8 protein-coding genes are annotated in these 12516 nt (G+C 42.1%); 1 reads left to right on the top strand and 7 read right to left on the bottom strand.

The genetic code is table 11. From position 1 onward, the window contains the following. Nucleotides 1-114: 114 nt before the first annotated feature. The 3 genes from AB4351_RS01250 to AB4351_RS01240 form a co-directional block, all read right to left on the bottom strand. Nucleotides 115-531 carry a MarR family winged helix-turn-helix transcriptional regulator gene (locus tag AB4351_RS01250; protein WP_017059185.1) on the bottom strand — a complete coding sequence of 139 codons (417 nt, stop codon included), beginning with the start codon at nucleotides 529-531 and terminating at the stop codon, nucleotides 115-117. Continuing rightward, complete coding sequence (gene dmeF, locus AB4351_RS01245; protein ID WP_372124864.1) at nucleotides 509-1504, bottom strand: CDF family Co(II)/Ni(II) efflux transporter DmeF; 996 nt, start codon at nucleotides 1502-1504, stop codon at nucleotides 509-511. Before dmeF ends, AB4351_RS01250 begins: the two co-directional genes overlap by 23 nt. Nucleotides 1505-1780: 276 nt before the next feature. Then, nucleotides 1781-2653, bottom strand: coding sequence for a LysR family transcriptional regulator (locus AB4351_RS01240; protein WP_017068305.1), 873 nt, complete (start codon nucleotides 2651-2653; stop codon nucleotides 1781-1783). A gap of 214 nt (nucleotides 2654-2867) precedes the next feature. Between AB4351_RS01240 and AB4351_RS01235 the strand changes: the two genes are divergently transcribed. Next, nucleotides 2868-4127 (top strand): adenylosuccinate synthase, encoded by a 1260-nt coding sequence (locus AB4351_RS01235; protein WP_017059182.1) that lies wholly within the window; start codon nucleotides 2868-2870, stop codon nucleotides 4125-4127. Between the two features lie 359 nt (nucleotides 4128-4486). On the opposite strand, the gene AB4351_RS01230 is transcribed toward AB4351_RS01235, so the two are convergent. Genes AB4351_RS01230 through zorA form a run of 4 tightly spaced genes read right to left on the bottom strand, consistent with a single transcriptional unit; the run spans nucleotide 4487 to nucleotide 12220 of the window. Continuing rightward, nucleotides 4487-7933: an SNF2-related protein gene (locus tag AB4351_RS01230; protein ID WP_372124863.1), complete on the bottom strand. Its 3447-nt coding sequence runs from the start codon at nucleotides 7931-7933 to the stop codon at nucleotides 4487-4489. Next, nucleotides 7924-9375 (bottom strand): EH signature domain-containing protein, encoded by a 1452-nt coding sequence (locus AB4351_RS01225; RefSeq protein ID WP_102393903.1) that lies wholly within the window; start codon nucleotides 9373-9375, stop codon nucleotides 7924-7926. The genes AB4351_RS01230 and AB4351_RS01225 overlap by 10 nt, the downstream gene beginning before the upstream one ends. Then, entirely contained in the window at nucleotides 9375-10106 is a 732-nt protein-coding gene (locus tag AB4351_RS01220; protein ID WP_372124861.1) for a flagellar motor protein MotB, read from the bottom strand. The genes AB4351_RS01225 and AB4351_RS01220 overlap by 1 nt, the downstream gene beginning before the upstream one ends. Next, nucleotides 10106-12220 carry an anti-phage ZorAB system protein ZorA gene (zorA, locus tag AB4351_RS01215; RefSeq protein WP_102393902.1) on the bottom strand — a complete coding sequence of 705 codons (2115 nt, stop codon included), beginning with the start codon at nucleotides 12218-12220 and terminating at the stop codon, nucleotides 10106-10108. The genes AB4351_RS01220 and zorA overlap by 1 nt, the downstream gene beginning before the upstream one ends. Between the last annotated feature and the right edge of the window lie 296 nt (nucleotides 12221-12516).

Genomic DNA, 12516 nt, shown 5'->3' with positions numbered 1-12516 from the left:
AGTAGAGCGTAAACGGCGAAAAAAATGGACCTACTCAATTCGAGTCAGGTCCATCTTTTGATTTTCTAGTCAATCGCTTTGCAGCTAAAGAGTTAGGTGCGAATTCAAGGGTGGCTAAAACGCTTTTACCATCTTGGTTAGGCACTTCAATAACACCGCTTTCTCGTCTTCTTCGATATCTTGCGTCAGCTCATTAACCAAATTCAAGTGAAGCTGATTGTGGTGAACGTGTATCTTCTGCCCTTCATCCGTCAAGGCAACCACAATCGCACGACGATCTGTTGGGTGTTCATGGCGCTCAATCAATTCAGCTTTAACCAACTTTTCTATTTGAACAGTAAGTGTACCCGTGGTAATACCCAACTTTTCAGCGAGCTCTTTCATTCTTAACGCACCATGCATACCAAGTACTTCAATGGTGTGTACTTGAGCCAGGGAATAACCCGTCTCTTTGACAACAGACTGCTCCCACGAAGACATTTTATCGTAGAACTCAGTCAGTATTTGGTTAAGCTGTTCTATATTTCGCATGGTCGTTTGAATGCACTTCAAGAGTAAGATGATTAATCTTATCAAACTTGGCGAGCATTTGTTTATATTCAGAGACGGTTTTATCACTGTTTGATTCAAGAGTAATCGCTGCTGAATAGTGATGCCCACTCACCTTCCACATATGGAAATCGGTGACCGACGCATAAGGCGTTAAGGTTTTGGTCACTGAGTCACGATAATCTTGGTCGATATTCTCATCCAGCAGGATTGGGCTGGTTTGTTTCATAAGGTTCATCGTCCACTTAGCAATCACGAATGCGCCAACCATTCCCATTGCTGCATCTAACCAGTTCCAACCGTAAAACTTACCAAATAGCAGCGCAACAATCGCAAGCAGCGAAGTTAGAGTATCCGCCAACACATGCATGTAGGCTGCGCGTAGGTTGTGATCATGATGGTGTCCGTGATGCTCGCCATGTTTATGACCATGGTCGCTGTCGTGCTCATGGCTATGTGAATGACCGTGATTCTTATTATGATTGTGGCCATGCTCGTGTCCGTGATCATGATGGTGATCGCCAAGTAAAAACATACTCACCACATTCACAGTTAAACCAATACAAGCAACGATGATCGCTTCATTGAACTGAATCGCTTGTGGGTTAAACAAACGATGTACTGATTCCACCAGCATCAACAATGCCACAATCCCCAATGCAATCGCGCTGGTGTAGCCCCCTAACACGCTGACTTTGCCAGTACCGAAAGAGAAACGTTCGCTCTCGGCATGTTTCTTCGCATAACGGTATGCAAATAAGGTGATACCAAACGCTGCGGCGTGCGTCCCCATGTGCCAACCATCGGCAAGCAATGCCATCGAGCCGTAAATAGTACCTGCAACAATTTCGACAACCATGGTAACGACGGTCAATAACAGGACATAGAACGTGCGTTTCTCACCTTGACTGTTATGTGAAGAAAAGTTGTGTTGGTGACGTGTTGGAAAACTCAAAATGGCGTCCTTAGCTTGTGTTTGTGGTTAGATGATCGTTGCAAATAAAAGCCCTTTGATTGACAAGTAATTTGACAATCAAAGTAATAATTTGAAATTTAGTTTGATTATCAAACTTTGTCAACGATGAATTTTGAAACTCTGATTTGCGGGACGAATAGTTGATGGTGAGCGCTAGTTTGTTCCAAAGATTATTGATTCAGTAAAAACGAGGCTTTCCAGGGACAAAAAAGCCCACTCGAGGTGGGCTGATTGAGTCAAACTCAATGATTGTATTTATTTGTTTTGCAATGAAATAATCTCATCATTCACCCAACCTAACAGCTGCTTGGTTGCTTTCGACAAGACTTGGTTCTGCCGAACAATATAACCAAGACTGGTGCTCGAGAAGTTGGTCAATGGTGTCACTTTCGAATGCAGGTGCTGCTTGGTTGATACCGCAAACTCCGGGACAATAGCCACACCAAATCCCGCTTCTGCCCAGTCGATTTGAGCATCGACACTCCCTACTTCCATCACCCTATAATTAGGTAGATTAAGGCTTGGTAAACCTTCATCAATAAAGTCACGCGTTCTCGTATCATGACCTAGTAGAATCAAAGTGAGCTCTGCATCAGAGTCTCGGATATCAACCCCATCGCCAAGCGCACACCAAGAAAGCTCTTGCAGCTTAGTGAAATACAAAGACTCGTTGTGCTGCTCTTTGGCGATAACAAAACCAATATCCGCTTGAGCATTTTTAACTAAATTCGATGCCTGAGATGACGTGGTATTCAAGAGCGTAAGGTCAATACCGGGATACTGCGCTTTGAACTTCTGGAACGGACGAATTAGCAAAAATCGAGAAATGATGTCACTTACGGCAATGGTTAACGTCCCTATTTTAAGGTCGTTAATCGCATTGAGATCGGCCTGACAAATCTGCAGTTCGAGTAGCGTTCTTTGGCTTGTTTCCAATAGCCGTTCACCCGCTTGAGTCAATTGAAAAGGGCTTCTCTCTATCAACTTTATGCGTGTTTGTTGTTCCAGTTGTTTTAGGTGCAAACTCACATTGGGTTGTGTCATGTGCAGTGCATTGGCCGCTTTCCCAAAATGCTTGTACTCCGCAAGCGTCACAAACGTCTTCAACAAATTAATATCGAGCATCATGTCCTCTCTCTCGTGTCACTAATATCATTCCCTAAAAGTAAAGAATGCCCCATCGTCATTCCCTACAGTGAGGAACGAACGTGATAGGGAATCTCGTTTGTAGCTTAAGACTTTAAGGATATATGAAATCCTTATCAAGATAATAAAGATAATTAATTTCTCTTATCCACCTTGTAGGCCTAACATGATTCCTCAATCAGTTAGGAGAAAAATTATGCCATCTATCGTTGTTGTGGGCGCAAACTGGGGTGATGAAGGCAAAGGCCGCATCGTCGATTTTTTAGCAGACCAAGCTTCTGCTAGCATTCGTTTCCAAGGCGGAAACAATGCAGGTCATACTGTGGTAAATGACTTCGGTACATTCAAACTGCACCAACTACCTAGTGGTATTTTTAATCCTAATTGTACGGCGGTTCTTGGCCCTGGCATGGTGATCAGCCCTGCTGCGCTAACTGAAGAGATTGCAGAAGTTCAAGAGGCTGGCATCAAAGTGAAAATGGCGATCTCAGATCGTGCGACACTGTGTCTCCCTTTACATGCTCTTGAAGATACGCTTGAAGAAGAGCGTTTGGGCGATGGCGCTTACGGCTCTACACGTCAAGGCATTGCACCAGCGTACGGCGATCGTGTAATGAAGAAAGGCATTCTTGTCGGTTGGCTGAATCAACCTGAAATTTTAGAGCAGCGTATTCAATTCCTACTTGATTGGAAGATGCCTCAGCTTAAAGCGCTCTACCCTCAATGTGACTTCTCCCAGACTGCTTCTGAAATGACAGAATGGCTACTTGAAGTAACTAAAGCGTGGCGCCCGTTCATCTGCAACGTAACTGAGCCGCTTAAAGCGCTGCAATCACAAGACGCAAACCTACTGTTTGAAGCTCAGTTAGGCGCAGGTCGCGACCTTGTCTACGGTGAATACCCTTGGACAACATCTTCGAATGTAACCGCAGCTTATGCTGGCATTGGTAGCGGTTTACCTGCACTTCGTCCTGAACGTGTTATCGCTGTTGCTAAATCATTCAGCTCGTCTGTTGGTACTGGCACGCTAGTAACTGCAATGGAAGAACAAGACAGCTTCCGCGAAAGCTCTAACGAATACGGCGCAACAACAGGCCGCCCACGTGACATGGGTTACTTCGACGCGGTAGCAACTCGCAACGGTGTTGACCTACAAGCTGCAACGGAAATAGCACTGACTAAGATCGATTGCCTGTCTGGTTTGTCTGAACTTAAAATCTGTACCGCTTACTCAGGAGAGCACACAGAGAACCCGATTTGGCCACAAACGGCTGAGCTAAAGCCCGTATATGAAGATATGGCTGGCTGGGATGAAGACATCACGGGTTGCCGCACGTTTGAGAGCCTTCCTCAAGCAGCGCAAGATTACGTTACTCGTATCGAAGAGCTGATGGGTGTGCCAATCGTGATGGTATCGGTAGGTCCTGAGCGCGAGCAAATGATCATTCGAGCTTAGCTTAGAAGACGACAAGATCTACATCAAAGCCCACATTCAGTGGACTTTTTTGATTGTTCATAAAGAACGAGATAAAACAAGGAATTACAGACACAAAAAAGCCCACACTAGGTGGGCTTTTTGCTGGTTCATAAAGAACGAATTTGGTGCCGCTACTGGACTCTACTATCCATGCTATCCAATTGATTAAAGTAAATATTATAAAAATCGAGTTTTAAGATGTTACCTCAGGTGTTACTTCGGAAAAAACTCAACTTCTGAGACAAGATCAGCACTAAATTTATCTGAAGAGCAGATTACTTTTACAAAACAAACATGCTGGTCGACCATAAACGGTACCAGCACGTATTATAAAATTTTCACACCTTAAGCCTACGCTTCTCAAGACGAGTTAGAACATCTTTGTAAGTCACTTCATTCTCATCTAGATATGTTAGCAGCTTAGCTCTATCGATAACCTCAACCCCGCATGTTTTAGCTATATCATCAGTTCGCTTAGCTAACGATGGTGAGTTAGTTATAAATACTAAACGGCCGAAAGTTTTCTGCATCTCAGATTCATAAATCGGCTTAGCAGAGTGAATCTCTTGTATACCTTTATATCCATCGTATCTTCGTTGCGTATATTTAGCTTGCATTAGAATATTGCCCGACTGAGTCAGGATTACACCATCGGCACCATGGTCAGCACCAGCATTCGTTAACCACGCGCTTTCACTATCATAATGCTTGGACAGGAGCGTCAAACACAGAGCCTCAAATTGCTGCCAACTCAATTTGTCCAACTCGTCAGGTGTTATACGTTTATTAATGAGATCCCCAGTAATGCTCCCTCCGACACCAGATGGCTGCGGTACAACATCCTCTGGAGTGACTACAGCGTCTTTCAATAAAGTTTTCTGCGTTAGTAGCCTATGAAGGTTGACATCAAACGACTCAAACTCAGAATGATGTAACAAAGGGATGTAAATATGAACATCTTTTGTTTGCCCAATTCGATACACCCGATCGGTTGCTTGAGCTTCTTTAGCTGGGTTCCAGTGCCTCTCCAGATGGACGACATGATTAGCGCCAACGACAGTTAAACCAACACCCGCCGCCACTGGTGACATAACAATCAAATTAAAGCCTTCTTTAGCTTCGAAGTCCGTTATCATGGATTTACGAGTTGGAACTGACTTTCTTTTAGCTACAGCTTTGGCATCACCATTTATTACCGACAGTGGCCCTAAACCATAGATTTGACCGAGGGTGATGCTTAAAAAGCTCTGTAGACGCTTATTTACGGCAAAAATGATGCATTTTTCTTGTCGGCTCTTAATTCTATCAAGAGTCTCAAGCAATGAACTTAATTTCCCCGACTCTAGATATAATTCACGAGCCACTTTACTGCTTCTAGGAAGTTCTAGTCGTCCACCGTCACTTAATCTCGGATGTAATGAACTGTCTCGTAATCTCATTAATGTAGTTAAGGCATGACTATCTTCATTTTCAATTTGATTACTTATCGTTCCTTCATAGACATCGCGCTGATACCCGACCATCGTAGATTCTAATTCTTTCAGGTACTCCCACCCATCAAAGTGTCCACCAGCATACATATTCTTAGCCGGTAGGCCCTTCAGGTTATCTTCTTTAACTCGTCTAAGCATCAAAGCACCCACCGCGATACGCAACTCTCTCCCTAGTCTAGCTCTGACCTCTTCAACTTCATCTCCGGCAGATTTGAGAATAGGTGAAATGTAGTGAGAACGGAACTCCTGATAAGTCCCTAAATACCCGGGAGAGGCAGTGTCCATTAAGCACCAAAAATCTGCCAAGCTATTCTCCACCGGCGTACCGGTAGCGACCAATTTAAAATCCGCTTTCAGTCCTTTAGCTGCCCTGGTTTGCAGGGCATTAGGATTTTTAGTGTTCTGAGCTTCATCGAAAACAACAACACCCCAATCAATTAAGCACAATGAAAACTGATAATCCCGTAACGTTTGATAAGTAGTAATAACAAGTCGTTGTGGTTGGTCTAGACGTTCGGAACCAAAGTTCTTTCCTACTTTTAAAGAGTATTTAGGTTCAAGCTCTTCATCTGAATTCTTTTGATTTCGGATTTCAACGCCACCCATCTTGTATCTGTTTAGATCGGCAGCCGATTGCAAAATGACTATGTCTTTAAAAGGAGACGCTTCAAATGTTTTATCTACTTCATCTTTCCAGTTTTCAAGCAGACTTAACGGAGCAACGATTAATGTCGGTTTCTTAGTCTTAGCGTCAATCGTCATACGTTGGTACATATGCTCTATAGCGGAGAGAGCCATGTAGGTTTTCCCTAAACCCATATCGTCAGCTAGTAAAGCTCCGCTGATACTTGGTTCAGTAAGAATCTTCTGTTCTACCCCCAGAATCCACCTAACGCCTACCTCTTGATGCGGGAATGGTTTTCGTTTGTGATTGTCCCAATTTAACTCACCTTCCCACGCCATATCTGCGATCAATTTATCAACCTGCGGGGAGTTTTCTGACAACTCCTCATCATTTAGATCGATATCAACAACATGGATCTCTTTTTCACTAGAGTCCTTCTCCAACTCTCCAGGTTCATCTTCAGAAGTATCACCAGCTGGTTTAGACATTTTGTCTTCGATTGCTACAAGTGTTTTACTCACAGCGTCACGATCACCAATGTCATACGACTTCCCTTCGTAATCAAAAACTGTAGCTCCGGTATGTTGAGCGTCATCGAGTTTTTTGCTTACTTCTAATAAAGCGGGCCTGTCATCAATTGCATCAATGAGCTTTGATATTGGATAAATGGCCTCTGTTGTTAATGAAGTACCAAACCAATCAATACCGGATTCATCCGTCTCCCCAAAATAGGCATGCTTAAATGTCGTTGCACCACGAACCCTTAAAGAAAACCCTAAATCAAGGTCAACTAAGCTCGCGTCAATAAATGCAGTGGGATTTTCCAAAAATGCTTTAACCTGGCTTTTTGGTACAACCCTATTGCTGATAACTTCTTTGACAGCTTTCAGTTTTTCCTCAGAAAAAAGTACTATCTCATCTCCTACTTTAAGAGAAACCGAACTATCACTTTGTAATTGACCTAGCACCCTCTGGATAGCTTCATGGCTAGCATGTTGCCCCATATTAGGCGTTAATATAAGGTCCCCATTAGCGTTAAGCTCCACATCTACTGTCACTGAGCTAGGCGTTAAAATTCTTAATTTATCAAAATGTTTTAACTTTAACCGACAGCCTTGGTATTGCGCTTCTTGAAGAGCATGAAGAAAAAGCAAATTATCGTACTCAGACTTTTCGGAGTTTTGATGAAGATTTTTTGCCTCAAACACCATCAACTGTGATGGTGTTAACAAATACTCTGCCTCTTTTCCAAACCTAATAAAAGGACCACTAATTGAATAATTAAGCGTTGAACGACCTTGTTGCGTAGTCACTGCCAAGTCAATTTTAAAATCGGGATTGCTTGCCTTTCCTTTTATGTCAGCATCAATTACTCCTCCCCAAAGTTCAGGAAGGCCTAAAAGAGTCATCAACTCTGAATCTAAGCGAACAGCAGTCGATGCAGGCATCATAAACCCATCGGGAAACGATGTTACTTCTCCTTGTTCTTCAAGCATTTTAAGAGCAACAAATTGAGCGGTGAACCACTCATTTGCTCGACCGCTTCGTATTTTTTCTAAGTTAGACTTCGAAGCAGTGAAATCAAGGCTACCATCACATACCAAATCAAATTTGGATGTTTTATCTAAACCAGAAAAAAATCTACTGATTAAAGAAGTTAGCTCCATTCTCTTACTCCGAAACGTTGTTTAAAGTCGACATAATCATCACTAGAAAGAATATCTTTAGCTGTCAATTGAACCCCTAAGTCTCTGAGTTCAGTCAATGCGCGTCGCTGCCAAGAATAACTTGAAGGAGAATGCGTAATCTTTGCTGTCGCCCCACCGGATAAATTAGTCATTTGGTAATTTAATCCACTGGTCAACTGCGAATAAGTTGGACTAGTAATATTATAATTGAACACACAAGCTGAAGGTTCTAAGTGTCTGTAAAGCCATAAGTAACAACTATGGCTTCCCTCAATCATGTGTGCGCCTTCCATCTGAACATAGATGATAGACTTATCCCCATCTTTCACTGTCGAAAAGTTTGGCAAGTGTTTAGCGTCATAATTTCGTTTCAAATATTGAGCGGCATCTCGACTCAGATACAGTCGTGTATTAGTAATAACACCTGCATCAAACATTCCTTCTAAAAAATGCTTCCTAGATGGGTACATTCTTTGTAGTTCATAGTTGGATGAGGAATACGAATAATCCTCCAAAGCCTCTAAGAACAACTTAAGGTCTAATTTAGACAACCATCCCCGAACCGCTTGAGTCAACTGAGCATCAATATTTCTCCACCACTTTATGTACCGTGGATTGGAGCTTGGCACTCGAGGATCTCCTGCCACAGCAAGCACTACATTCATCCATGATTCACTCATATGAGAACCAATAGAACGACCAATTAAAATTCGCAGAATCTTGTGTCCTAACAAGTCCTCTGAATCATATTGAGCTTCAAAAACTGCCTTTTTCTGAACCTCAGATAACAATGGATGATCGATACCGATCGGAATCGTTTCAAGCTGTTCTACGTAATAGATCCCTTTAGCTGTCGTCAAATAGCGACCATTAGCGTAATGTTGTAAATCAAGCTCATTAATCCAATGGTCAAAATCAATATTTCTTTCGATTGCTTGCTTAGCGAGCCACTGAGGTCCATTGCTTGACAGGAGTTTCTCATCAAACTCTCCCTCGTAGCCTCTCTTTTGCTTCGCTTCTAATAACCATTCAGCGGTCGCATCACAATCCGTTAGCTGGTCATACTCTGATAGGAAATGCTGATAAAATGATTCAATAACAAGTGCACTAGGCTTCCCCACGATTTCTGTGATCTTATTGAGAAGACGACGAGTAAAGCTGACTTTATTTTTTATGTCAGTTTGCAAAGAGATTGCCAACGCTCGCACATGAACAGAAGTATCTACTACATCTTCCACAGCCTTGTTAGCTATCAGTGCTTTGTAGACATCACCGTATGCTGACTTAAATTTAGTATTTTCAATACCAGCGTTCTTGGACAGTACTCCAAGTTTCTGGGTGAGCTGAGACAGCTCCTCTATTGACTTACCCAAAGGATCATGACGTAAAGTTACCGGTAGCTTTTTAATACGAAGGCGCACTATTTAACAATCCTTTCTAAGTCAGCAATAGATGGTTTCTTGACCGTAAAGCGAATATCGATTCTTCGGTTCTGGCTTTTATCTTGTTGGTTAGCTTCTTGTAGATTCGCTCTGCGCGTTTCTGCATAACCGCTTACAGAAAAAAGTCGCTGTCCAAATGCATTTTCTAATTCACCCAATTTAGGTGTAAGTTCTACTTCAGCTTGCCAAACATTCCAGACTGATATAGCTCTATCTACAGATAAACCCCAGTTCCCCTTCCCTCGATAATGGATCCCATCACTATCAGTGTGTCCTTCTACAAACACTGTATCTAGGTACTTGAATCTTTCGTTCTTTCGAACAGCCATATGAAGCACAGCACCAATATCTTTTACCGCCTGTTGGACTTCAGGGCTCTTTGGGATGGAATCCTTACCTGAAGCAAACGTTAGAGTGCTCTCAGGTATACGTATTACAGTGTCATTATCGGCGATCTCAACGATAACATTTCGTTTAGCTAATTCATCTCTAACGTCATAGATTATGTCTTTTCTCGCCTGTTCAGCTTTTTTTAGTTCTTCTATTCCTGCTTCAACATCATTTGTCTTTTGAGTAAGTTCAATAATTAACGCTACAGCGGCCAGTATGAAGATAACAAGAAGCGCTGACATAAGGTCAGAAAAGGAAACCCAATACGGGTTTTCTTCGTCAACTGAACCGTTTGATTGGTATCGCGAACCTCTACGCATTAGTGACTCACTTTGTCTTGGATTTCATCTACGACACTTGAAATTGCATTGACGGCATTAACCATCTGCGTTGCGTATTGAGTACTAGTCGTTGACCAAATTTTTAGGTGTTCATTGGTTTGGCTATTTGCCTCATCAGCATACTCTTCCAGTAGGGTCGACATTTGCTCACTCAGCTCCTTCACGTTATTTTTCATTTCTGAAGTTAGTTCGGTCAGGTTACTCTTTTGCTCTGTCAAAAACTCATTTTGAGTAGAACGTAATTGATTGAACGACGATTCTGCGCTATCTAACATGCCATTAATCTTATCAGCAAGTTCACCAAATTTACTTGTGTCTTCAACAAGTTGCTCTCTCAAGGAGTGGATTTTCTCTACGCTTAACTGATTCAGTTCAGCCAAATCTTTAGTACGGCTTACAGCTTCAGTTACTGCTCCTGAAAGCTTATTACCCGCATCTTTAATATTCGAGCCAAAGACGCTCATACTGTCAGCTGCATTTCTCAACTCTACCGCTGATAGCTGCATACTCTCTGTCGCTCTCGCAGATGCAGATACAGAAGTTTCAATACTATTTTGAAGATGCTTACCTTGTTCTAAAACCTGATGAGACGCAGATTGCTGCATATCAACACTTGATTTAACTTGTGCTAGTAGCTCATCAGTTCCCGATTTCATTGCATTTGTTTGAGAAACAAACATGTCATTGCGCTCTTTTTCCATCAGGTTTGACTGCTCATCACGCTTAGAGAACGTTTGTGTAAGTTCACCTACTTGGTTATTAACAAATTCTGTTAACACTCGGCTTTGCCCCGACACATTATCGACAAGTTCTTTAATTGTCGTTTCCATAGAAGAAGCCAACTTTTGTTCTCTTTCCGAAGCTGCCCTCTCTCTCTGGCTAAGTTGCTCACCCATTTCTGAGACCTGTTTCTCCACAAACTCGGTCATCATTCTCTTTTGCTCATTACCTTGTGTTACTAACTCAGATACCTGTACAGAAATCGAAGAAATCAGCTCTTTCTCTCTCTCCGTTGATGCGCTCTGCTGAACTTCAAGCTTATTAACAAATGCTGCCAAAGATGTGCTCATAGATTCTAAAGTTTCATTCACTCCTTTAGAGGCACTATCCATAGCAACACGCTGCTGTTCACCCTGCTGCCCGAAACCATCCATGAATGATTGAAGAACACTCTCTAATGCTTTCTGATTACCGTCAGAGGTTTCGTCAACGAGCTTATTAATAGCAGGAGCCATAATTTTTTCTAAGCTGCTCTCCAGGCCTTGTTGAATGCCCTGAGTTGCCTGTACTAAAGACTCTTGCATTTTCTCGCCAATTTTCTCAGCTAGCCCTTGTAGACTTTCACGTGACTGCTGGCTATTGTTCGCAATAGATTGCAATTGGTTTTCAGCGCTCAATCGAGGGAATAATCTGTCAATTCTATTTTGCAGAACCTTAATCTTTTTCCTAATAATCTGTTCAAGTATTTTTTCAATGAAATTGAAAGCTACGCTCAATAGGACACCCCAGACTGATGTCATAAAAGCAATTTTTGCTCCATTGATAACTCCCGCCACCCCATCTTTCATTTCATTTACATCCACATTACCTGCAATGTTTAAGTCAGAAAGACCGAGTTGCAAACCCACAAAAGTACCGATTACCCCTAAGGCCGTTAAGAAACCAGGCACTGCAGCTATCATTCTATTCTCAGTGCTACCACCAGCCAGAGTGGAACTATTGAAGAAATAGTCAGCATCAAATGTATTATGTAACCGTAACACCTCGTCAGGTCCTCTGACTTCCAACAGCGTTTCATCAAATTCTAGCCACAAATGCCCTACTGAATTTTTCTTTAGTTCTGCTTTGGCAATTAAGTCATGTCTACTATCTGCAGGGTTTGCCTTCTCAGCATCATTAAGCAAATGATTTAACCACTTCACACGACGAGTAGCTCGAATGAAAGCAGATATAGACCACAGTAAGAAAAATGCCGCTACAAACCACAAAATCACCACAAACAAGGCACTCAACTGATCTGCTGTTTGTGGTGGAATTACGTTTAGACTGTTCAAGTCGGGCCATAAACTGGAGAGGTTAAGGCTATCTTTCATTTAAATCACTTCCAAAATTAATACGTCAACAAACTTGATTGTTGATATTCTATGAACCTACAACTCAACCATGCGCTGAGTGCTTTGTGTTAAAGAAGCTGCGAAGACTTCATCTATTGCTAAAAGTTTTCAAAGCTTTATATATTTTTTATGCCTGTGGCTCGTTATCTCTTTTAAGGTATTTTGATAATCTAACTCGTAGCTCTTTCTAAATATCCACCAAGCCTTAGTACATAATTCATGGCGCAATAATAGATTGATCCATCACATGTATATTGATCTAGTTCATTACAATC

Origin of the sequence: Vibrio sp. 10N.261.51.F11, assembly GCF_041471665.1 — a bacterium.
In the GTDB taxonomy this organism is placed as follows: Bacteria; Pseudomonadota; Gammaproteobacteria; order Enterobacterales; family Vibrionaceae; genus Vibrio; species Vibrio crassostreae_C.
This window is presented reverse-complemented; position numbering and strand designations above follow the sequence as displayed.